Origin of the sequence: Pseudomonas lini (genome assembly GCF_001042905.1) — a bacterium.
In the GTDB taxonomy this organism is placed as follows: domain Bacteria; phylum Pseudomonadota; class Gammaproteobacteria; order Pseudomonadales; family Pseudomonadaceae; genus Aquipseudomonas; species Aquipseudomonas lini.
The window spans coordinates 485,614-506,935 of the sequence record NZ_JYLB01000003.1 but is presented as its reverse complement, the minus strand read 5'-3'; the positions used below and the strand labels follow the sequence as shown (position 1 = coordinate 506,935).

Here is a 21,322-nt window from a genome sequence, read left to right as displayed (position 1 = left end):
CTCAGTAACGGAACAACCGCCAGGCCATCAGCCGGGCTGCCGCGACGATCGCCTTGGCAATCAGGTAATACAGCACCGCTGCGATGGCGAAGAACTCGAAGGTGCGGAACGTTTTGACGTTGTAGTCCTGGGTCACGCCGGTCAGGTCATTGTTCAGCCCGACGATCACCCCCAGTGACGTCATCAGCACCGCCCAGACCATTTGATTGGTCAGCGGGTAGAAGACGATCCGCAGCAACTGCGGGACGATGATCATGCGGTAGGCCTGAAAGGCACTCATGCCCAGCGAACGTGCGGCGCGCACTTGTGTGTCCGGTACGGCCTTGAGGCCACCGCGAAAGTTCTCCGCCAGATACCCGGCATTGTTGAAGGTGATCCCGGCCAGCAGGGCGAGCCATGAACTGACGTGCATGCCCAGAGAGCCGAGGCCGAAGTAGAGGACGTAGATCTGGAACAGCGACGGGGTGTTGCGCGCGATCGATACCCAGCCGTTGCCAAAGCCACGCAGCAACGGGTGTTTGGCTTCACGCATCACCGTCAGGCCGAGGGCGATCAGCACACCGAAGATCATCGACAACGCCGCGGTCTCGAAGGTGACCAGGGCACCGGCGAGCATGTCCGGCAGGGCGCGCAGCGCTGAGCGCCATTGGAAACTGTAGTCAAACATGCGCAGGGCTCTCCAGTAGGGCGGCAGGTTGTAACCACGTCGGCAGGCGCCCGCTGGCGGTGGCATTGCAGGCGGCATCGACGCATTCTTTGAGGCTGGCGAAATGCACTTTGCGGCCCACCAGGCCGGGTGCGTAATGGGCGTATTTGCCGGAGTTGGTCATCAAGGTTTTTGCGGCCAGCGGGATCACCGGTTCGCCGAGCATGCACCAGCAGGTATCGGTGACCAGGGTGGCGCCGAAAGCTTCGATCACGGCGATATGCCCGGCTTCGCGAGCCTGCTCCAGCACGGCACGGCCGCAGGTAATGGCGAGGACCACGTCTGGGTGTTTGTGCCGACCGAGGCACAGCCGCGCGAGGTGGGCGAACTCGCTGAGGGAGAAATGCGGATTGCCCAACGACACCACATCCACCCGGTTGTCGCGGGCACTGTTGAGTTCGCGCCAGCTGACCAATAGATCGATCAGGCGGATTTTTTTCACGGGTATGGATTCATCCACTTCCAGCACCTGTGTTGGGTCGAGTGCTTCCGGAGTTACTCCGGCGATATGGAACAGTGGTGCAGCGGACGTGGTGGCAAATGCCGCGCCGAACGCTTTGAGGTCGTCCAGGCTTGGCTGGCGGTTTTCCAACCCGTGCACCAGTGGAATCCGGCTGCCCGCCAGCGCGCCGATGTGGTAACCGAGCAACGGGTAGAACGCGTCGTCCAGTTCACCCAGGGCGGGCAACTCGATCTGCAGTCGGGCCTTGCGTTGTGCGTCCAGATGGCAGCCGATCAAGGGCGCGCGGCCGGTCAGCGCGATGCAGATGTCCAGGTAGTCCGGGTATTTCAGGGTGCGTGCGCCGAGCACGCTGTTGGCGTAGACCACCGCGTTGGATTCGGCCCAGACGATCTGCTCGCCAACCTTCGGCGCGCTGTCGAGCAGGTAGGGCGCGCAGGTGAAACTCAGCTGTGCGCCCATCGCCATATAAGCATCGCCCAAGGCACTGGCCGGTTCACCGAGGGCCGGATCGATGCCCAGCTCCCGCCAGCGGCGCTGGTCCACGGAAATCGAATTGAGGGTGGTGGGCACCCGCACTGTTGCTCCCCATTGCACCAACTGTTGGGCAAAACGCAGGCTCGCAGGTCCCGTGTAGATGCAGCCATCGATGTGCGCCTGGGTGACGTCCACCAAATGTCGGGCACCTTGCAGTTCGGCCATGCGCAGGACGATCTGCATCGCTACCTGCGCGGCCTTGCCATGCTGGCCGTCGAGCAGCGCCCGGTCGTGTTCGGTGAGTGCGATCGCGGTGCCGATATCGGTGCTCGGCAAAGGGCTGTCGAGTGCCTGCCAGGCATCGCCCGGCAGGTGCTCGAACAGGCTCAGCGTTGTGTCCTCGACCCGAGCGAAGGCCTTGCCGCGCAGAGCGGCGAAGGCCTCCCGACCGATGCACAGCACCGGCAGGGAACGCTCGAAAATGGTCTGTGCCACGAGCACGCCCAGGGTCAGGATCTCATCGGGCTCGGCCAGCACCAGTGCGGCCGGTGCGTGACCGTTGCTGATCAGCTCCATCAACACGCTACTGCCGGTGCACGAGCCTCGACCGCTGGGGATGGCCAGCACGCGGCCGGCCAGGTACTCGCCGCTGAGCGGGTGGTGACGGTCAATGATCTCGCCGCTATACGGATCGACCCCGCCCCAGAAACTCAAGCCCACATCGGCGAACAGCAGGGCGCCCTCGGCGGCGCCCGCGACCAGGCTGCGACCGGTCAGAGAAATTGACCCAGGCATGCCGGACATCTCAGTAATAGACCTTTGGCACGGTCAGGTCGGTGGGTGAAATCTCGGTGCCGACCCATTTGGTGAACAGCTCGTTGTAACGGCCTGTTCGCACTTGCTGGTTCACGAACAGGTCGAGATACCGGAGCAGACCGTACTCGTTGCGCTTGGCACCGAGGGAGACGTAGTCGATCACGTACGGGGCGTTACCGGCGATTTTCAGGTTCTTGTATTTGCCCGATTTGAGCGTGGCGGCGGCCACAGTGTTGGTGACCACGGTGGCGTCGATGTGACCCTGGGCGACTGCCAGCAGAGTGTCGTTCTGTGACTGATAGGCGCGGAAGGTGCCGGTGCCCCAGCTTTTCACGTCTTTCTCCAGGGCGATGGCTTCATAGGTACCGCTGGTGTTGCCCAGCGCTTTGCCTTTGATATCGGCGAAGTTGTTGATGCCAGTGTTGTCGCGGGTCAGCACCACCATCTGGAAGGCAAAGTAAGGCACGGTGAGGCCGACGGTTTTTGCCCGTTCGAGAGTGTCGGAGGTGGAGGCGACGATCACGTCGGCCCGGCCGGAGACCAGCGCCGGAATGCGGTCCGGGAATGGCGTCTCTACGACTTCGGCCTCCACTCCGAGGATTTTTGCCAGATCGCGGCAGTAGTCCACGTCGAAACCGGCCGGGTTGTTGCCTTCATCACGGAAACCCATGGGCGGGAAGTCCAGGGTCACGGCGCAGCGCAGTTTGCCCGAACCGATAATGTCGTCGAGCTTGTCGGCCTGGGCGGTGGCAATAAAGGAGGTACTGAGAACAGCGCTGAGGGCTACGGCAAATGCGGGGTTTTTCATAGAGGCCTCGTTGATGTGAAGTACTGTTGGATATCGTATTGGGGATTTCGTATACGATATTAACAATAGCAATCAACGTGCCTATTTCCAGGCAGAAGAGCGAATTAATCGTCAGGGCTTGAGGTAGAGGTGTTGTGGTGGCGCCACTGGAGATGAGGGATGCCGTGAAGGTTTGGGCCCCCAACGGCGGGTGTTACAGATGGGAGCAATTGTTGTGCGGGGCGCCCCTTTAAGGAACACCGGGCTCTGCTGATCGTTCCCACGCAGAGCGTGGGAACGATCATCCTCGCTAACCTCGCGGATCGAGGTTATCCAACACCCGATTCACCGCCAATTCCCCAAGCATCACCACCGATTGAATCCCCAACATCATGTTGCGATGTGGCATGTCCATCAATCCGGCGAACTCACTGAGCATCATGCTCGCGGACGCCAGGGATTCGCAGGCGTTAACCAGCAGGGTTTCGTTATCGACCTCGGTGCCGACATGGTAAATGGTGCTGGGTTTGCGCTTGGTGTCTTTGGGGATGGGCGGCTTGAGGTAGTGATCGAGGGCGCGGTCGGCGGCTTCGTTGAGTTTTTTGGAATCGAGGGATTCGTAGGGGGAGGTTGGATCGGTTTCCGGGGGATTGGGTGTGGCTTTAAACATAGTAATGCTCCTTGATTAGTGGAGCCGCCACGGTTCGCTGCGAAACGAAGATAGGTGGCAGCTGTACGCAGGTTCGCAGACCGGGAATCAAGGAACCCGGCAGACCCGAAGATCTCCCGCGCACAGCCGCCATAACGCAATTCAGCGAACGAAAAACGTCATCTGAAAAGGAACGGTGGCGCTGTGCGCCTTGATTGACCCGGGCTGCGAAACCCGATCGCTGTTTTTCAGCGACCCGGAAACGATAGAGCCCGGCCTCAAGGCGTACAAGCCGGCGGATTCTGGCGTAGTCGTAGGCAACGGCGCAAGGATGTGTAGCCTGGGTGAGTGTCTGGAAGTGTCATTTAAACAGTGCTTGTTTAGCGGTCTGACACCGAGCCTTGTGGTGGCTGTACCGGCCTCTTCGCGAGCAAGCCCGCTCCCACAGTGATCGGTGTCGTTCACAATTCCTGTGATATTGATCGTTCCCACGCTCTGCGTGGGAATGCAGCCCGGGACGCTCCGCGTCCCACCCTCTAAAGCCGAACGCAGAGCGTCCGTTGAGGCATTCCTTTGCTGCGCGTGGGAACGATCATCCTCGCTAACCTCGCGGATCGAGGTTATCCAGCACTCGGTTGACGGCCAGCTCACCAAGCATCACCACCGATTGAATCCCCAACATCACGTTGCGGTGTGGCATGTCCATCAATCCGGCGAACTCAGTGAGCATCATGCTCGCCGACGCCAGGGATTCGCAGGCGTTGACCAGCAGGGTTTCGTTATCGACCTTCGCACCCACATGGTAAATGGTGCTGGGTTTGCGCTTGGTGTCTTTGGGGATGGGTGGTTTGAGGTAGTGGTCGAGGGCGCGGTCGGCGGCTTCGTTGAGCTTTTTGGAATCGAGGGATTCGTAGGGGGATGTTGGATCGGTTTCCGGTGGGTTGGGTGTTGCTTTGAACATGGTGAAGCTCCTTGATGACTGGAGCTACCGCCGTTCGCGGTCAAACGAACAAGGTGGCAGCTGTACGCGGGTTGACCGACCGGACATCAAGGAATCCGGCACACCCGAAGGTGTCCCACGCACAGCCACCGCGACACGAGATTTCAGACAATGCCTGAAACAGGTCTTGGACGCTGGCGCGCCTTGATTGATTCGGACGGTCAAATCCGATCGCTGATTCGTCAACGACCCGGAAACGATAGAGCCCGGCCTCAAGGCGTACAAGCCGGCGGATTCTGGCGTAGTCGTAGGCAACGGCGCAAGGATGTGTAGCCTGGGTGAGTGTCTGGAAGTGTCATTTAAACAGTGCTTGTTTAACGGTCTGACACCGAGTCTTGTGGTGGCTGCACCGGCCCCATCGCGGGCAAGCCTGCTCCCACAGGTATTGGTGTCGCATACGAGGCATGTGATCGATACCCACCCGTAGGAGCGAGGTTTGCCCGCGAAGACTGACTCACAGACACCGAACGTCTTCAGCCCTTCCACGCCCCGGCATAGAGCCGTCCAGGCGATTTGCAGTCCGCAATGCCGTGTGGTTAGCTGCCGGCACTTCCCAGCCCTTTGACTACCGAAGCCATAATGAACTTTACCCAGCCTCGTTTGAGATTGCTGTCGATACTGGCCGTGACCCTGTTAGTGGTGGGCTGTACGTCCTACTACCTGTTTCGCCAGAGCAGTGCGTCGGTAAGTGACAACTTCCCCGCCGAGGATATGAACGAAGGCGGCGTAGAGGACATCGGCACGCTGGCACGGCCTGACGTGGAAAAGCGTCTGAATTACTTGATCCATGACACCGGTGAAACCCTCAGCGCTTTGGAGCTGGTCATTGAATCGGAATTTAGCCTGACCGTTGACGGAGCCAAGCCTGCCAGCGAGCAGGAGCTGCAATACGAGGAGCTGTTTGTCCCCTTCACCAGTGCGCAGGTGAAAACTGCGCTGGCGTCGATCCAGGACCTGCGTTTTGCTCAGAAGCTGTTTGCCGATGGTTCCGAATTGAGCTTTGACACCAGCAGCCTTGATCTTCTCTGGAAGCGCGCCGCCATGCCGGATGAGTCGGTGGCCCACCAGTACCGTCCGGAGCACTTGCGTTTTCGAGATGGCAGCGAGAAAAATTTCGCCGATGTCAGCGTGCAGTCCAAGGTCGAGCCGGACGATAGTGTGCCGTCCCCTGAAGCCATCGCACTATCGGTCAACAAACCCTTGGCGAGTCTCGGCCTGACGATCGCTTACCGAAGCTATCCGGCGTTCAAAAAAGTGGTCCTGGACAAGGACCACCCGAAGGTGACCCTGGACGACGGCCAATATTTTCAGCTCACGGCCCTTGGTGACTCAAGCGCCTCACTGCGGCTGAGTACGCCCAAAAAATCGACCTTCGTGGTGCAGGGTTTGACCGATGCGGGCAAGGCGTTATACAGCAACGGTAACAACACCCGTTCCTTCCCCTCGGAGGGCGATATTGCAGCGTTGCGTGACTTTCACAAAGCCCTGCTGCAGACCAAGGATGATCTCGAGCAGTTCAAGACCAGTCAGGCTGTACAACAACAGCTGGAGCATTTGACCAAGGATCTTGCCACCCGGGGAGGGCTGTTGAAAAACACCGAGGCCGACTACCGCTTCGAGGCTACCCCGCAACGTATCGTCATTCATGTGCTTGATCCGATGGAAGACAACACCGCCGTTATCACCGAGGTACACAACGTCCTTGGGGAGCAAACGCGTTACATCGCCCTTGACCGGAAATCCGATCGCTACGGCTTCATCGATCCGGCCGGACAGTGGTTGATCAAACCACGTTGGGTACAGGTGCAAGATAGCGTGGTGGCGGATATCTACACGTTGTTTACGCTGAAAAAGTCCAGCGACCCTCAATCGGACATGCAGGAAATGCGCGACCAACTCGCCTATTTCCCCGCTGGCAGCAACAAACTCGTAGACCTGCCGTTCGAATACATAACGCAGACAATGGACGATGGCCTGCTGCTGGTGGAGCGTGAAACCAACGGCCCCTATGGGCTCTACGACTCCAGGAATCACCGTTTCACGCTGCCGATGAAGTTCGTCAACCCCACCGTGAGCGGCAACCTGTTCATCGCTCGTCTCGGCACCAAAACGTACGCCACGGAGGGCCACTACGGCGCCTATACCCTGGCCGGCAAGGAGGTTCTACCGCCGCAGTTTTCCGAGATCGAGCAAAACGGTGGTTACCTCTATACCCGCTCAGCCGATCGGAGTCGTCAGGACGTTTTCGACCTGGAAGGTAAACGGATCAACCTCCAGGGTTACAACGTGATAGGTCGGTTTTTTGGCGAGCAGCCGCTGCTGGTGCAGGACGCTAAAAGCAGGAAATTTGCTTTTATCAACCGCCAGGGGACGCTGCTGCCCATCAAGTTACCGTATGACGAGGTGGAGCCGTTTTCCAACGGTATGGCGGTGGTCGGGCGTGATCGCAGCTATGGTGCCATCGACCTGGCCGGCAGGTTGCAGATTCCGCTGGAATACAATCAGATCAACTCATTTCAAACCCGCTACGCAGCCGCCGTCCCGGTCGGCAGTAGTAGTGGGCTGGTGTTGATCAGTCGAAACAACCAACAGGTCAAGAAACTCGGTTCCTACAGCAGCCTGAAAGTCCCTGATAACGGCAACGAAGCCCGTTACTACGTGGAGGATCCGAGCAACCCTGACGAGTCTCTGGTCTATGACGCCGATGGCAATCTCGTGCAGAAAGAAGAATAAGGGTACGCCTCTGAATGGCATGGAATGGACCTTGGTGCTCAAGGCACAGCCATACCCTTTTTTCACCAGCTGTGCGCGGCAGTCATATTGATGTTGAGTTATGTGGTGGTCTTCAGGGCCTCATCGCGGGCAAGCCTGCTCCCACAGTGATCGGTGTCGTTCAAAATTCCTGTGATCAAAGCAGATACCTGTGGGAGCGGGCTTGCCCGCGATGAGGCCCGAAAGAACACCCTCAAAACCAGGATCAAATCGCGCACATCCACCTAACGCTGATTATCCCGAAACTGGCTCGGTGACAAGCTGGTCAACGCACGAAACTGCCGGCTAAACGCACTATGGTCGGTATAGCCGCAGCGCAAGGCGATTTCGGTGATCGGCAGGTCGGTGTGCAGTAACAGCCGCGAACCTTCTTCCAGGCGCGCCTTGTGAATCATCTGCCGTGGGGTGAGCTGGAAAACCCGTTTGCAGTGACGCTCCAGTTGCGCCACGGAATAACCGGCGATGGCGGTCAGTTCGGCGAGGCTGATGGCGCGGGCGAAGTGGCTGCGGATATGCGCATCAACGGCGGCGAGTTTCTGGAACGCGGGGTGGTTGGACTGGGGTGATTGCAGGTCGCGGGAGATTCCGGCCAGGCCAACGATCTGACCCTGTTCATCTTGCAAGGCGAGCTTGTGGGTCAGGCACCAGATTGGCTGATTGCCGTAATACAGGTGCAATTCCAGCTGGTCGGACAGCTCACGTCCGCTGGACAGGACCCGTCGATCCTGTTCGGTGTACAGCGGGCCAAAGCGTTCCGGGAAGACCATTTCGGCGGTGAGCCCCAGCAGTTCCTCGCGATGTTTGAAACCGCAACGTCGGGCCAGGGTCTGGTTGACGAAGGCGTAGCGGGCTTCGCGGTCCTTGATGAAAAACACCACGTCCGCCAGGGTATCGAGCAGCGGCGCAATCGGCTGCAGACTGTTCAGCAGCGTTGGCAGGTCGCAGGGTTTGAAGGTGCTGAGCGAGGGATACATGGCGCTGGGGTCTGATGGCGACCCCGGGATCATAGTGGCTCGACAGCGTGGCCGAAACCCCCGAGGGGGAATCAGGCTGGCGGGGTGTCGTCCAGGCACATCAAGGTCTCGATCCGCGCCGGGCTGAAGGGTGGGCGGGGTGCCGAAGGTTGCCAGCCGAACAGGTGCTGCACCGCACCACCACACACTCGACCCTGACAGGCACCCATGCCGCAGCGACTGGCCAGCTTGGCTTCGCGCCAGTCCGTGTGCCCGGCCAATGCGGCGTAAGGCACGTCTTCGCAGCGGCAAACCAGAGTGTCGAATCGGGCCAGAGACTTGAGTTGCGGGTCGAGGGCGAATGCCTGATTCAGTGCCTTGGCGAAACCCTGCCAGCGTGCCCGGTGTGGCCACAACTGGCGTGCCGCTTCAAGGTCACCGACCGCCGCGTGGCCAGCAATGGCACCTTCGACCAACGCCAGTTCACTGCCACCAAACCCGGTGCATTCACCCGCCGCATAATGATCGGCACGGTTGCTGGCCTGCCAGGCATCCACCGCCAACGCCTGACCTTCGATGGCGTAACCCAGTGCCTGGCCCAATTGAATGTTCGGGATCAAGCCGAAACCACAGGCCAGCCGATCACATTCCAGTTCGACGATTTTGCCTTGCTGTTGCAGGCGCACACCTTCCAGTCGGTCAGTGCCAAGGGCGGCCAGCACGTGGGTTGCGGTGCGGTAATGGCGGTCGAACAAGCTGAACGATTGCAACCATTTGGCGGGCCAGCGGGGCAGTTGCGCGGCGAAACCGGCGACGGCGGTGCGCGAGGCTTGCTCGGCGATGCGTTGTACCTGAGCGCCATATTTTTTCGCGGTGGCGGCACTCGCCAGCAATAGCGGGCCGCTGCCGGCGATCACCACGCGCTCACCTTGCACCGGCACACCCGCCTTGATCAGCGCTTGCAAGCCACCGGCCCCGGTCACGCCAGGCAACGTCCAGCCGGGGAAGGGCAGCAGCAGCTCGCGGGCACCGGTGCACAGAATCAGTTTGTCGTAACTGATCAACCAGCCGTCCTCATCATCTTCGACCAACAGTTGTTTCGGACCGGGACTGGCGATCACGCGGGTGCCGGCGTGATGGCGGATGTTGCTGCAAGATTGCAAACGCTCACGTAGGCGACGGGCCTGATCGGGCACGTTGGCTTGAGGGCCATCACGCCAGATTTGTCCGCCCGGCAGCGGATTGTCATCGAGCATGACGATGCGTGCGCCACTGGGTGCGGCGGCAAGGGCGGCGGCCATCCCAGCGGGGCCGGCACCGATGATCAGCAGATCGGCGTATTCATTCATGGGCGTGTCTCCACCTGCATGCCGTCTCGGCACAAAGTCTGACAGGCCAGGCTTCGCCGGCCGTCGATGGACACCCGGCATTCCTGGCAGATGCCCATGCCGCACAGTGGAGCGCGGCGCTGACCACTGATCGACGTGCGTGTGCAGCCGTCGCTGCCCAACGCCAAGGCAGCGGCGACGCTGGTGCCCTCGGCCACCTTCAAGGCGCGGCCGTCCAGCAGCAATTCAGGCATAGGCAGGTTCTCCGAGGAAACGCTGGGGCAGATAGGGTTGTGCGGCCAGAGGCGGGGTTTCGTTGAACAGTTGCGCCACCAGCAAATCGGCCGTGCCGGGGGCCGTGGTGACGCCCAACCCTTCGTGCCCGACGGCCAGCCACAAGCCTTGTCGCTGCGGGTGTTGGCCCACCAGCGGCAGACCGTCGGGGCTGGCGGCGCGAAAGCCGGTCCAGGCGCGGATGCCGTTGAGCCGGGCCAGCCCTGGCATGTACTCGGCGGCGCGCTTGAGCATTTTCGCCAGCATCCAGCCTTCGACCTGCGGGTCGGTGGTACCGAATTGGCGCGAAGCACCGATGAACAATTGCCCGGTGGGGCGCGGCTGAATATTGCAGGCGGTCGATGGTCCCGTGGCGTTGTGGGCGCTGGTGACGTAACCCAATTCCACCAAGGTGTGGGTGACGGTGCGGGGGTAGCGGTCGGTAATCAGCAGGTGACCTTTTTTCGGCTCGATGGGCAACTCCGGGCACAGTTCGTTGGCCTGAATACCGTTGGCCAACACCACCGCTTCGGCACTCAACCAGTGGCCGTCATCGAGGCATACACGGTTACCATCGACCGCGCTGACCCGCGTCCGGCGTTTACGAATGTTCGGCGTGTCGAGCATCCAGCTGGCTGTCGCCGGCGCATACAGAATGCCGTCGCCATTGATCAGCAATCCACCTTCCAGACCCTCGCGCAGTTCCGGCTCACGCTGGCGCAAAGCACTGGCACTGACCAATTCACACGCCACGCCCTGGGCTTTCAGGTTCAAGTATTTGCTATGGGCGAGCGCCATTTCCTCGGCGTTGGCCGCCAGCCACAGCGTGCCGTTGTTGCGGTAGGCGCAGCCGTCGGGCAGGTCCGGCGCCAGTTCGCGCCAGCGTTGTAGGGAATATTGACTCAGGGCCAGCTCGGCCGAGTTGTCGTCGAGCACCAGCAAGTGGCCCATGCCCGCCGCCGTCGCACCGTGCAGGCCGGCATCGAGCACCAGCACCTGCAAGCCACGACGAGCCAGCGCCTGGGCACAGGCGGCGCCAATGATGCCGGCGCCGATCACGATCACATCGGCCACAAGGCCCTCGTTCATGGACGAATGCCCCAGGCGAACGGGTCATGCTGTTCGATGATCAAACTGGCTTCGGCGCTGATAAAGGCACGGCCGCGAATGGTCGGTATAACGCGCTCGCCCTGCCATTCGTAAGAGCCTTCGAATTCGCTGCCGATGACACTGGCCTGGCGCCAGATCTGCCCCGGTTGCAGTTTGTCGTCCGCGGCCAGGCACGCCAGTTTGGCACTGGTGCCAGTGCCGCACGGTGAACGGTCATAAGCCTTGCCGGGACAGAGCACGAAGTTGCGGCTGTCGGCGTGATCGTCATCGCTGAACAGCTCGACATGGTCGATCAGCCCACCGTCTTCGCCGCGAATACCCTGGGCCTCCAGCGCCTGTTGCACGGCGTAGGTGTAAGCGGTCAGCGCTTCGAGATTATCACCGGCTACCCGCAGGCCATGCTCGGCGATCAGGAAAAACCAGTTGCCGCCCCAGGCGATATCGCCGACCACCTGACCGACATCTGGCACCTGCAAGACCAGCGCCTTGCGGTAACGGTAGGCCGGCACATTGCGCACGCTCACTGAATGATCTTCGTGCAGGGTCGCCTGCACCGTACCCACCGGCGTCTCGATGCGATGCACGCCGGGGCTGATCTTGCCCAGATGCGCCAACGACGCCACCAGGCCGATGGTGCCGTGGCCGCACATGCCCAGGTAACCGGTGTTGTTGAAGAAAATCACCCCGGCACAGGCGCTCGGGTCCACAGGTTCGCAGAGCAGGGCGCCCACCAGCACGTCGCTGCCACGGGGTTCCAGCACACAAGCGGCGCGCCATTGATCGTGATGTTCGGCGAGCAGCTTGCGGCGTTCGGCCATACTGCCGGTGCCCAGGTCAGGAAAGCCGGCGGTCACCAGACGGGTCGGTTCGCCGCCGGTGTGGGAGTCGATCACGGTGATGCGTTTCATGGGAGGGCCAGGTCCGTTCAGATGAGTGAACGAAAGAGTGGCCTGTGCAGCGGGGTGTCGGCTTGATGGATTTATCCTGTGCCGATGACGAAATCAGCACAGCATTCTAGTGGTCAGTGCGCGTGAGGCAGGTGCTCGAACAGGGTTTTGCAGACCCCGGCAATGTGCTCGTCCAGCAGCTTCACCGCCAGATCCACATCCCCGGCACGACAGGCCGCGAGGATTTCACGGTGCTCGTGATCAGCCCGTTCCTTGCCGGCCGACAGGCTCATCTGCATGCGCAGGTAGCGCTCCAGCTTGTCGTTGACCGAACGGATCAGGCTGACCAGAAACGGCCGTTGCGCCGGCTCATAGAGGCAGGCGTGAAGCTCCCAATTGAGTTCGGCCCAGCGGCCCACGTCGTCCTCGCCGATGAATTCCTGACAGATACGCTCGGCACGGGCGAAGGTTTCTTCGGTCATGTTGGGAATGGCCAGACGCAGTATTTTGTCCTCCAGCAACATCCGCACTTCGAACATCTGCGCCAGTTCTGCATCGGACACCCGCGTGACCATCGCCCCGCGATTGCGCTGGAACATCACCAGCCCTTCGGCCTCCAGCCGCTTGAGGGCCTCGCGCACCGGGATCTTGCTGACGTTGAACTGGCGGGCAATGTCGTCCTGACGAATCGGCTCATCTTCGGCGAAATGCCCGGCGACGATCGCGTCCCGCAAATGACGGGTGATGATTTCCGAGGTTGAAGGTGTATTGCCAAGGTCGGGGGCGTTGAGTTTGGGTAGGTTCACGGCAGCGGTCGTTTGGAGTGAGATGGCGATAGGGTATACGAAATTCTTTCGCTGCGAAGTTCCAGGCGATGGTCGCCCGAAGAATAGACATCAGCGGGGCGCCATCCAGACGCTTCGCGTGGGATTTCACCGGCCCTGAATAGTCATTCGATAGCGCGTCGGCCGGGGGTTGAGCGGGATGGCCGAGTGGATATCTGCGCGAAGCCGATTATGCTTCAAGAAACCTTGCAGCGATGCGAGGCCGTCAGCCTGTTTGCATGCTTTGCGCAATCCGTAATCCGATGACATAGCCCTAGGGCCTGGGTGCGGTAAAAAGAGAGTTAGGTACTCCGGCCTATAACAAGAGCAAGACGGAGAAGACTCATGGCCGCAATCGACAACGCATCCACGGGCAGCGCGCCCCACCACGGGATCACCAAGGAGGAGCGCAAGGTCATTTTCGCCTCGTCCCTGGGCACCGTGTTCGAATGGTACGACTTCTATCTTTACGGCTCCCTCGCCGCGATCATCGCCAAGCACTTCTTCGCTGGCGTCAATGAGACAACGTCCTTCATCTTCGCGCTGCTCGCGTTCGCTGCGGGTTTCGCCGTACGTCCCTTCGGCGCCATTGTGTTCGGCCGACTGGGCGACATGATCGGGCGCAAGCACACGTTCCTCATCACCATTGTCATCATGGGTATCTCCACCGCCATAGTGGGCTTTCTGCCCGGCTATGCGACCATTGGCGTGGCGGCACCGATCATCCTGATCACCCTGCGCCTGTTGCAAGGCCTGGCCCTGGGCGGTGAGTACGGCGGAGCGGCGACCTATGTGGCCGAACATGCGCCGAAGGGCAAGCGCGGTTATTTCACCTCGTGGATCCAGACCACCGCGACCCTCGGCCTGTTCCTTTCGCTGCTGGTGATCCTTGCCTGCCGAACCTTTCTCGGCAACGAAGCCTTCGAGGCCTGGGGCTGGCGGATTCCCTTCCTGCTGTCGATCCTGCTGCTGATCGTTTCGGTGTACATCCGCTTGCAACTCAGCGAGTCGCCGGTGTTCTTGAAGATGAAGGAAGAAGGCAAGTCGTCCAAGGCGCCGCTGACCGAATCCTTCGCCCGCTGGGATAACCTCAAGATAGTGATCATGGCGCTGCTCGGCGGTACCGCCGGCCAGGCGGTGGTCTGGTACACCGGACAGTTCTATGCGCTGTTTTTCCTGTTGCAGACGCTGAAGATTGACCCGCAGACCGCCAACTATCTGATTGCCGGCTCGCTGCTGATCGGCACGCCGTTCTTCATCGTATTCGGCAGCCTGTCCGACCGCATCGGCCGCAAAGGGATCATCATGGCCGGCTGCATTATCGCGGCGCTGACCTACTTCCCGATCTTCCACGCGTTGACCCAATACGGTAACCCCGACGTGTTCGCCGCGCAGGAGAAAAACCCGGTCACGGTGATCGCCGATCAGAGTAAGTGCTCGTTCCAGTTCGACCCGGTGGGCAAGGCCAAATTCACCAGCTCCTGCGACCTTGCCAAGACCCTGCTGGCGAAGAAGGCTATTCCCTACAAAAACGAAAAGGCCGAACCGGGCGCTGTGGCGCAGGTGCGCATCGGCGACAAGGTGATCCAGAGCTTCGAGGGCACCGGCATGGCGGCCGCGGACTTCAAGGCCCGCAACGATGCCTTCGTCGCTACCCTCGGCACCGGCCTCAAGGACGCCGGTTACCCCGAGAAGGCCGACCCGGCCAAGACTAACTATCCGATGGTGCTGCTGCTCCTGACCATCCTGGTGATCTACGTCACCATGGTCTACGGCCCGATCGCCGCCTGGCTGGTGGAACTCTTCCCGGCGCGCATTCGCTACACCTCGATGTCGCTGCCGTATCACATCGGCAATGGCTGGTTCGGCGGCTTTCTGCCCACGGTGGCGTTCGCCATGGTCGCGGCCACGGGGGATATTTACTACGGGCTGTGGTACCCCATCGTCATCGCCGTGATGACGGCCATTCTTGGCACGTTCTTCCTGCCGGAAACCAAAGATCGGGAAATTCATCACACATAAGGTTGGCACTCGCCCTTTCCCGCAAGGGGGAGGGCAATGTGCGGTATCAGGAAGCTTTGAGAGCTAGCGCTTACGACGGTGGCCCGTGATCATCGACAGGGGCAGGTTTTCACGCAAGCGCAGGCTTTCCACCAACGCCGCGAGGATGTGCACGCAAACCAGTGCGAGCAGCGCATCGGCCATAAATTCGTGGACATCGCGTAGCCAGTCTTCGCCCCAGAAATAGTCCACTTCTTCCATCAAAAAACCGCTGATACCCAGGCCGGTCATCAACAGCAGCATGAGGACCATCACCAATGCTCCGATGGGCGAGTGCCCCATGCGGTGATAGCCCTTGCCGGAAAACAGCGCCCGACCATGCTGAGCGAGCCGCGTCGGGGTCGGCCAGAAGTCTGACCAACGCGCCGATGGCGGACCGACGAACCCCCACACCACACGCACCAGCACGACAGCCACGGCGTAATAGCCGAGCCAGCGATGCCAGCCGTCGCCTTCCTCATTGAGGAAGTAGTCGCTGATGAAGACAACCACCAGGGACCAATGACAAACGCGTACGAGAGGGTCCCAGAGGCGCAGGGTTTCAGCTTTCACTGGGGACCTATTCGATCTCTTCTTTCACAACTTTTCCGGTGACCGGGTCAAAGTAGATTTCGACTTTGCGCTTGTCTTTGTCCCAGCCGTAGATCTCGTAGCAATTGCCGCTCGTGACTTTGAACTTCTTGATGTTGTAGCCCTTGGCCTTGAGCTCTTCCTGAAATTTGGCCTGGTCTTGCCATTGAGCCTTGTCGGTTGTGGTGCATTGAGGGCCGGCGAAGGCCAGGGGAGAGGCGGCAAGCAGGGAGAGCAACAGAAGTTTGCGCATGGGTTTTCCTCGAATATTGTTGTTGTCTGACAACGCGAGAGATTCTCAATCACTCTCGGCGCGCTGAAGGTTAGTTGAGCTTTGAATCGTTGTCACGATGTTGCGGGCTGCGAACAAACGTCCGGGCGTTTGACCCGTGCCAATCAGTTAAGGCGAGAAACCTGTGGGAGCGGGCTTGCTCGCGAAAGCGGTGTGTCAGGCGACATCAATATTGACTGTGCTGCCGTCTTCGCGAGCAAGCCCGCTCCCACAGGGATTTGTGCTTACCTGACCGGCAAGGGCATTTGTTTTCAAGTCTTAATCAGAACCGGTAGTTGGTGCTCAGCTCCAGAGTCCGTGGTGCTCCGGGGGTGATCAGGTCCACCGAGCCATGGGCCGAGGCGTAATAGTCCTTGTCGAAGACGTTACGCAAGCGCAGCGCCATATCCCATTTCGGCAAGTTATAGAGCAATGCCGCGTCCACGGTGGTGTAAGCGGGCATGACCACCTGGTTATCCAGGGCGGTGTAACGGTCATCGACATAGTTCGCCCCCATGCCTACGCGCCAGGTGTTGGTCAGCGAGCGCACCAGCCAGAGGTTGGCACTGTGACGCGGGGTCAGGGTGGGTGTCTGGCCTTCGTTGGCAACGCCGTTGGTTCGGCTGTTGGACTTGGTGATCTCGGCATCCAGATAGGCATAGCCGGCATAGACCTGCCACTTGTCACTCAACTGCCCGCTGGCGGTCAGTTCAAGACCGTCGGTGCGCTGCTCACCCGACAGGACCAGTTTGGTCGGGTTCGCCGGATCAGTCGTTTTCATGTTGGTGCGTTCCAGCCGGAACAGCGCCGCCGTCAACGCCAGGCGATTGTCGAGCAGGTCCCACTTGCCACCGATCTCGAAGTTGGTGGTTTGCTCCGGCTCAAGGTCCTGGTTGGTGGTGCTCAGGGCGAAGACTTCGGAGGAGGGTTGGTAAGAACGACTCACCGAAATGTAGTAGGACTGAACCTGATCAGGCTGATAGACCAGGCCTGCGCGCGGGCTCCAGGTGTTGTCGGTTCGGGACATGGTGGCACGCGTCAGGTCATCCGAATATTCCTGGTCGAACACGTCATAGCGCACACCCAGCAGTGCTTTCCATTGCGGGGTCAGTTCAATCAGATCCTGGACGTAGAAACCGGCTGTGTCCTGGGTAGTGGTGCCCCTGGCGGTTTGCCGGTTGGCCTGGAACGGCACGTCGACCAAGCCATCGCGGTACACCGGTACGCGCGCTACGTTGCTTTGGCTGAAGACCGATTGATCCTTGACCTGACGCCCCAGCTCCACACCATAGAGTAGGTTGTGGTTCATTCCGGCGAGCGTGGCCTGTTGCTTCAGTTCGGTCTGGTTGAACCAGCCATCTTCTTTACGCTGCACGTTGCCGCGATTGAGCTTTACCAGCAGCTCGCCGTTGGGGGCGGTGACGAAACGTGTCGGGCTGGAGTCGGCAAGTGTGTTGTTGCGATCCAGGTCGTAGTGGTAGTAGCGGCTGGTGTTGCTCAGGGTGAAGTCGTCGTTGATGCGGTAGTCGACGCCGGCCGTGAACGAAAACACTTCGCTGCGGGTGTAATCGTCATCCGGGTCGGCGGAACCGAAGCGCTTGTCCCGATCGACATCAACCGGGCGATCGCCCCGCGCGGGAATGCCGAAGTCGATCAAGCGTTTGTCGTAGAGGTACGTCGCCCCCAGGTTCAGCTCAAGATCGTCGGAGAGTTTGAAGTAGGCCGAAGGCGCAATGGCCTTGCGATCGATATAGCCGTCATCGCGGAAGGTGTCGCTGTTCTCCAGGGCACCCGTCACCCGGAATGCCTTGTCGTTTTGCTGCTGATCGGCCCAACCGGCGTCGAACTGCGTGCGCTTTTTACCCTCGCTGTCGAAGCTGACACCCACTTCCTGTTTGGGGGTGAAGTTGGGTTTCTTGCTGATGCTGTTGATCAGGCCACCGGATGAGCCACGCCCATAGAGCACCGCTGCCGGCCCCTTGATCACTTCCACGCGCTCGACGTTGGACAGATCGCGGAAGTACAGCGCGTCGTCACGAACGCCGTCGACGTACATGTCGCCGATAGCACTGAAGCCGCGAATGGTGACTTGGTCGCGCTGGCCATCGCCATTGGAAAGGCCGATGCCGGGGACGTTCTTCAACACGTCCTCCATCGACTGCGCGCCCTGATCCTTGATCACGCTCTGGGGGATCACGTTCACCGTTTGCGGGATATCCCGCAGCGGGGCGTCGATCTTCAGAGCACTGCGGCTGTCGGTCGGCTTGTAGCTCTGCTCGCTGTAATCGCTGGTCACGGCGGTTGCAGGCAGGGCCAATGGCGACTGGGTTTGTGCTTGCAAATCAGGTACTGCAAAAAGCCCCAGCAGTGAGAGAGAGGCTGGGTAAATGCGCGGTAAAGCCACCATGAGCTCCTTTTTTAGTTATTGGCGCTAATGATAACGATTATCTTTTGTAAGTAAATAAATATCATTTACATACAGAGTCGACACATTTGCCGTTGACCCATACATGCGGGAAAACGTATATTCGAAAAAACGCATATACCTGTATTCACCTTTGATGCGTGAACACCCAACGCAGAGAAACCCAATGGCTGACCAACTGACGCCGACCGCTGTTTTCAAATGCCTGGCTGACGACAACCGGGTCCGCATGATGCTGCTCATCGCCCGTGAGGGAGAGCTGTGCGTCTGCGAACTGACCTGTGCGTTGAATGAGAGCCAGCCCAAAGTCTCCAGGCACCTGGCGCAATTGCGCACAGGCGGATTGCTCTCGGACCGTCGGCAGGGTCAATGGGTTTACTACCGACTGCACCCGGATCTGCCGGGCTGGGTGCATCAGGTGTTGACCGTGGTGCTCGAAGCCAACAAGCACTGGCTGAGCCCGGATGCCAAACGCCTTGAAGAAATGGGTGACCGTCCTGAACGGGCAGCGGCTTGCTGCCCGGCTTGATGATTCCAAAAGCGCCACCCCTGACAACAGAAACAGAGCACACCAACATGACTATCAAAGTGGGCATCAATGGTTTTGGCCGCATCGGTCGCCTCGCTCTGCGCGCGGCCTGGAGCTGGCCAGAATTTGAGTTCGTGCAGGTCAACGATCCGGCAGGCGACGCGGCAACCCATGCGCACCTGCTGAACTTCGACTCGGTGCATGGTCGTTGGAATGACCAGGCCGACTCCGAAGGCGACAGCATCGTCATCGACGGCAAACGAATCAAAGTTACCGCCAACAAGGCGATTGCCGACACCGATTGGTCCGGCTGCGATCTGGTGATTGAAGCCAGCGGCAAAATGAAGACCGTCGCGGTGCTTCAGGCTTACCTCGAACAAGGCGTGAAACGCGTGGTGGTCAGTGCTCCGGTGAAAGAAAAGGGCGCGCTGAACATCGTCATGGGCGTCAACCATCAACTGTTCAACCCGGCGGAACATCGTATTGTCACCGCCGCATCGTGCACCACCAATTGCCTCGCGCCAGTGGTCAAAGTGATTCATGAAAAGCTGGGCATTCGCCACGGTTCGATCACCACCATCCACGACCTGACCAACACTCAAAGCATCCTCGACCAACCCCACAAGGATCTGCGCCGAGCGCGGGCTTCGGGCATGAGTCTGATCCCGACCAGCACCGGCTCGGCCACCGCGATTGCCGAAATTTTCCCGGAATTGCGCGGGCGTCTGAATGGCCACGCCGTACGCGTACCATTGGCCAACGCTTCGCTGACGGACTGTGTCTTTGAAGTCGAGCGCGTCACTACGGTTGAAGAAGTGAATCAGTTCCTCAAGGACGCGTCCGAAAACGAACTGAAAAACATCCTCGGTTTCGAGGAGCGTCCGCTGGTGTCCATTGACTACCGCACCGACCCTCGCTCTTCGATCATCGATGCGCTGTCGACCATGGTCATCAACGGCACCCAGGTCAAACTCTATGCCTGGTATGACAATGAATGGGGTTATGCGAACCGCACCGTCGAACTGGCCAGAATGGTCGGCCTGGCCGTTTAAGGAGCGGTGATGAAAGCGTTGTCAGCCCTCGCTCCTGAAGTGCGGCAGTACCTGCTCGTGACGGGCAATTACTGGGCCTTCACCCTCACCGACGGCGCTTTGCGCATGTTGGTGGTGCTGCACTTTCACGCGTTGGGCTACAGCCCGCTGCAAATCGCGGCGCTGTTTCTGTTCTACGAACTCTTTGGTGTGATCACCAACCTGGTGGGCGGCTATCTCGGCGCTCGCCTGGGCCTGAACCGGACCATGAACATCGGGCTGGGGATGCAGGTTGCGGCACTGTTGATGCTGACGGTGCCAGTGGCCTGGCTGACGATTCCTTGGGTGATGGGCGCGCAGGCGTTGTCGGGTATCGCTAAAGACCTGAACAAGATGAGCGCCAAAAGCTCGATCAAGCTTCTGGTGCCCGATGGACAGCAGGGCAAGCTTTACCAATGGATAGCCATCCTCACCGGCTCGAAGAACGCACTCAAGGGTGTCGGTTTCTTTCTCGGCGGGGCATTGCTCGCCCTGATCGGGTTCAAAGGCGCGCTGCTGGCCATGGCGGGTGTTCTGGCGCTGATCTGGGTCAGCAGCTTGATCCTGTTGAAGAAGGATTTGGGCAAGGCGAAAGCCAAGCCCAGGTTTCGCGACATCCTGTCCAAGAGCCGGGCGATCAACATTCTGTCAGCGGCCCGGATGTTTCTGTTCGGTGCCCGCGATGTCTGGTTTGTCGTGGCGTTGCCGGTGTACTTGAGCAGCGTCTTTGGCTGGGACTTCTGGAAGGTCGGTGGATTCCTCGCGGCTTGGGTGATCGGCTACGGCATCGTGCAATCGTTCGCACCGCGAATCACCGGCAAGAAACGGGGGCATGTTCCTGATGGTCGCGCTGCGTTTCTATGGGCGCTTGCTCTGGCAGGCCTGCCCGCGGCAATCGCTCTGGGGCTGAACACCGGGTTGTCGCAACAAGGGGTGCTGTTAGGTGGATTGATGGTCTTTGGCGCGCTGTTTGCGGTGAACTCCTCGCTGCACAGCTACCTGATCGTGTCCTATGCCAAGGAAGACGGCGTGTCGCTGGACGTGGGTTTTTACTACATGTCCAACGCCATGGGACGGCTGATCGGCACCGTGCTCTCTGGCTGGGTTTATCAGGCTTTCGGGCTGGGGGCGTGTTTATGGATATCCAGCGCATTTGTTATTTTCGCAGCGCTGATTTCTGTGGCGTTACCGAGGCATGCCGAAGTGACTTAAGCTGCTCTGAAGGCGGCGATTCACTAGTTTTGTTCGCAATATAGCAACTTCCATTTCTATTCTTTTATTCGGTCTTCTGCCATTTTTCAGGCGTCAAATATCTGCAATTTGTTATATGGATCGAAAAGCAATTAGTCTTAGC

At 59.8% G+C, this 21,322-nt stretch carries 19 protein-coding genes; 5 read left to right on the top strand and 14 right to left on the bottom strand.

Translation table 11 applies throughout. The annotated features are described in order from the left end of the window. Position 1: 1 nt before the first annotated feature. The 5 genes from TU81_RS10995 to TU81_RS10975 all read right to left on the bottom strand — a co-directional run bounded on the left by TU81_RS10995 (position 2) and on the right by TU81_RS10975 (position 4,856). Entirely contained in the window at positions 2-667 is a 666-nt protein-coding gene (locus tag TU81_RS10995) for an amino acid ABC transporter permease (RefSeq protein ID WP_038980165.1), read from the bottom strand. After that, entirely contained in the window at positions 660-2,438 is a 1,779-nt protein-coding gene (gene lhpI, locus TU81_RS10990) for a cis-3-hydroxy-L-proline dehydratase (RefSeq protein ID WP_038980275.1), read from the bottom strand. The genes TU81_RS10995 and lhpI overlap by 8 nt, the downstream gene beginning before the upstream one ends. Before the next feature lie 10 nt (positions 2,439-2,448). Further along, the gene (locus tag TU81_RS10985; RefSeq protein WP_038980166.1) at positions 2,449-3,267 is read right to left on the bottom strand and encodes an ABC transporter substrate-binding protein; all 819 of its coding nucleotides are present in this window, start codon (positions 3,265-3,267) and stop codon (positions 2,449-2,451) included. Positions 3,268-3,556: 289 nt separating this feature from the next. Then, positions 3,557-3,916: a DUF6124 family protein gene (locus TU81_RS10980; protein WP_048395046.1), complete on the bottom strand. Its 360-nt coding sequence runs from the start codon at positions 3,914-3,916 to the stop codon at positions 3,557-3,559. A gap of 580 nt (positions 3,917-4,496) precedes the next feature. After that, positions 4,497-4,856 carry a DUF6124 family protein gene (locus tag TU81_RS10975; RefSeq protein ID WP_048395044.1) on the bottom strand — a complete coding sequence of 120 codons (360 nt, stop codon included), beginning with the start codon at positions 4,854-4,856 and terminating at the stop codon, positions 4,497-4,499. 618 nt (positions 4,857-5,474) lie between these two features. Between TU81_RS10975 and TU81_RS10970 the strand changes: the two genes are divergently transcribed. Further along, positions 5,475-7,628 carry a WG repeat-containing protein gene (locus TU81_RS10970; RefSeq protein WP_038980168.1) on the top strand — a complete coding sequence of 718 codons (2,154 nt, stop codon included), beginning with the start codon at positions 5,475-5,477 and terminating at the stop codon, positions 7,626-7,628. Positions 7,629-7,891: 263 nt separating this feature from the next. Here TU81_RS10970 and TU81_RS10965 read toward each other — a convergent pair whose 3' ends face one another. From TU81_RS10965 to TU81_RS10940, 6 genes are all read right to left on the bottom strand, one after another. After that, positions 7,892-8,641, bottom strand: a complete 750-nt coding sequence (locus tag TU81_RS10965; RefSeq protein ID WP_038980169.1) for an AraC family transcriptional regulator — start codon at positions 8,639-8,641, stop codon at positions 7,892-7,894. Positions 8,642-8,712: 71 nt separating this feature from the next. Next, positions 8,713-9,969 (bottom strand): NAD(P)/FAD-dependent oxidoreductase, encoded by a 1,257-nt coding sequence (locus TU81_RS10960; RefSeq protein WP_048395043.1) that lies wholly within the window; start codon positions 9,967-9,969, stop codon positions 8,713-8,715. Beyond that, positions 9,966-10,202, bottom strand: coding sequence for a (2Fe-2S)-binding protein (locus tag TU81_RS10955; protein ID WP_038980171.1), 237 nt, complete (start codon positions 10,200-10,202; stop codon positions 9,966-9,968). The genes TU81_RS10960 and TU81_RS10955 overlap by 4 nt, the downstream gene beginning before the upstream one ends. Next, positions 10,195-11,310 (bottom strand): NAD(P)/FAD-dependent oxidoreductase, encoded by a 1,116-nt coding sequence (locus TU81_RS10950; protein ID WP_038980172.1) that lies wholly within the window; start codon positions 11,308-11,310, stop codon positions 10,195-10,197. Before TU81_RS10950 ends, TU81_RS10955 begins: the two co-directional genes overlap by 8 nt. Next, the gene (locus TU81_RS10945) at positions 11,307-12,239 is read right to left on the bottom strand and encodes a 4-hydroxyproline epimerase (RefSeq protein ID WP_048395042.1); all 933 of its coding nucleotides are present in this window, start codon (positions 12,237-12,239) and stop codon (positions 11,307-11,309) included. Before TU81_RS10945 ends, TU81_RS10950 begins: the two co-directional genes overlap by 4 nt. Before the next feature lie 113 nt (positions 12,240-12,352). Then, positions 12,353-13,024 (bottom strand): GntR family transcriptional regulator, encoded by a 672-nt coding sequence (locus tag TU81_RS10940; RefSeq protein WP_038980174.1) that lies wholly within the window; start codon positions 13,022-13,024, stop codon positions 12,353-12,355. A 363-nt stretch (positions 13,025-13,387) separates the two neighbouring features. On the opposite strand from TU81_RS10940, the gene TU81_RS10935 reads away from it, so the two are divergent. Then, positions 13,388-15,064 (top strand): MFS transporter, encoded by a 1,677-nt coding sequence (locus tag TU81_RS10935; protein WP_048395041.1) that lies wholly within the window; start codon positions 13,388-13,390, stop codon positions 15,062-15,064. A gap of 63 nt (positions 15,065-15,127) precedes the next feature. Here the strand turns inward: TU81_RS10935 and TU81_RS10930 are convergent, their stop codons facing one another. The 3 genes from TU81_RS10930 to TU81_RS10920 form a co-directional block, all read right to left on the bottom strand. After that, positions 15,128-15,655 (bottom strand): cytochrome b/b6 domain-containing protein, encoded by a 528-nt coding sequence (locus TU81_RS10930; RefSeq protein WP_038980176.1) that lies wholly within the window; start codon positions 15,653-15,655, stop codon positions 15,128-15,130. Between the two features lie 7 nt (positions 15,656-15,662). After that, the gene (locus TU81_RS10925; protein WP_038980177.1) at positions 15,663-15,926 is read right to left on the bottom strand and encodes a PepSY domain-containing protein; all 264 of its coding nucleotides are present in this window, start codon (positions 15,924-15,926) and stop codon (positions 15,663-15,665) included. Between the two features lie 301 nt (positions 15,927-16,227). After that, on the bottom strand, positions 16,228-18,351 hold the full coding sequence (locus TU81_RS10920) for a TonB-dependent receptor (protein ID WP_048395039.1): 2,124 nt from the start codon (positions 18,349-18,351) through the stop codon (positions 16,228-16,230). Positions 18,352-18,535: 184 nt separating this feature from the next. On the opposite strand from TU81_RS10920, the gene TU81_RS10915 reads away from it, so the two are divergent. Genes TU81_RS10915 through arsJ form a run of 3 tightly spaced genes read left to right on the top strand, consistent with a single transcriptional unit; the run spans position 18,536 to position 21,180 of the window. Next, a complete protein-coding gene (locus TU81_RS10915; protein WP_048395038.1) occupies positions 18,536-18,898 on the top strand; it encodes a metalloregulator ArsR/SmtB family transcription factor in 363 nt (120 codons plus the stop codon). A 47-nt stretch (positions 18,899-18,945) separates the two neighbouring features. Then, positions 18,946-19,950: an ArsJ-associated glyceraldehyde-3-phosphate dehydrogenase gene (locus tag TU81_RS10910; RefSeq protein WP_048395037.1), complete on the top strand. Its 1,005-nt coding sequence runs from the start codon at positions 18,946-18,948 to the stop codon at positions 19,948-19,950. 9 nt (positions 19,951-19,959) lie between these two features. Next, complete coding sequence (gene arsJ / locus TU81_RS10905; RefSeq protein WP_048395035.1) at positions 19,960-21,180, top strand: organoarsenical effux MFS transporter ArsJ; 1,221 nt, start codon at positions 19,960-19,962, stop codon at positions 21,178-21,180. Positions 21,181-21,322: the final 142 nt, after the last annotated feature.

Bases quoted from the DNA above. Each gene is read 5' to 3' on its own strand.
- TU81_RS10995 (WP_038980165.1), bottom strand. From the start codon at position 667: ATGTTTGACTACAGTTTCCAATGGCGCTCAGCGCTGCGCGCCCTGCCG.
- lhpI (WP_038980275.1), bottom strand. From the start codon at position 2,438: ATGCCTGGGTCAATTTCTCTGACCGGTCGCAGCCTGGTCGCGGGCGCC.
- TU81_RS10985 (WP_038980166.1), bottom strand. From the start codon at position 3,267: ATGAAAAACCCCGCATTTGCCGTAGCCCTCAGCGCTGTTCTCAGTACC.
- TU81_RS10980 (WP_048395046.1), bottom strand. From the start codon at position 3,916: ATGTTTAAAGCCACACCCAATCCCCCGGAAACCGATCCAACCTCCCCC.
- TU81_RS10975 (WP_048395044.1), bottom strand. From the start codon at position 4,856: ATGTTCAAAGCAACACCCAACCCACCGGAAACCGATCCAACATCCCCC.
- TU81_RS10970 (WP_038980168.1), top strand. From the start codon at position 5,475: ATGAACTTTACCCAGCCTCGTTTGAGATTGCTGTCGATACTGGCCGTG.
- TU81_RS10965 (WP_038980169.1), bottom strand. From the start codon at position 8,641: ATGTATCCCTCGCTCAGCACCTTCAAACCCTGCGACCTGCCAACGCTG.
- TU81_RS10960 (WP_048395043.1), bottom strand. From the start codon at position 9,969: ATGAATGAATACGCCGATCTGCTGATCATCGGTGCCGGCCCCGCTGGG.
- TU81_RS10955 (WP_038980171.1), bottom strand. From the start codon at position 10,202: ATGCCTGAATTGCTGCTGGACGGCCGCGCCTTGAAGGTGGCCGAGGGC.
- TU81_RS10950 (WP_038980172.1), bottom strand. From the start codon at position 11,310: ATGAACGAGGGCCTTGTGGCCGATGTGATCGTGATCGGCGCCGGCATC.
- TU81_RS10945 (WP_048395042.1), bottom strand. From the start codon at position 12,239: ATGAAACGCATCACCGTGATCGACTCCCACACCGGCGGCGAACCGACC.
- TU81_RS10935 (WP_048395041.1), top strand. From the start codon at position 13,388: ATGGCCGCAATCGACAACGCATCCACGGGCAGCGCGCCCCACCACGGG.
- TU81_RS10925 (WP_038980177.1), bottom strand. From the start codon at position 15,926: ATGCGCAAACTTCTGTTGCTCTCCCTGCTTGCCGCCTCTCCCCTGGCC.
- TU81_RS10920 (WP_048395039.1), bottom strand. From the start codon at position 18,351: ATGGTGGCTTTACCGCGCATTTACCCAGCCTCTCTCTCACTGCTGGGG.
- TU81_RS10915 (WP_048395038.1), top strand. From the start codon at position 18,536: ATGGCTGACCAACTGACGCCGACCGCTGTTTTCAAATGCCTGGCTGAC.
- TU81_RS10910 (WP_048395037.1), top strand. From the start codon at position 18,946: ATGACTATCAAAGTGGGCATCAATGGTTTTGGCCGCATCGGTCGCCTC.
- arsJ (WP_048395035.1), top strand. From the start codon at position 19,960: ATGAAAGCGTTGTCAGCCCTCGCTCCTGAAGTGCGGCAGTACCTGCTC.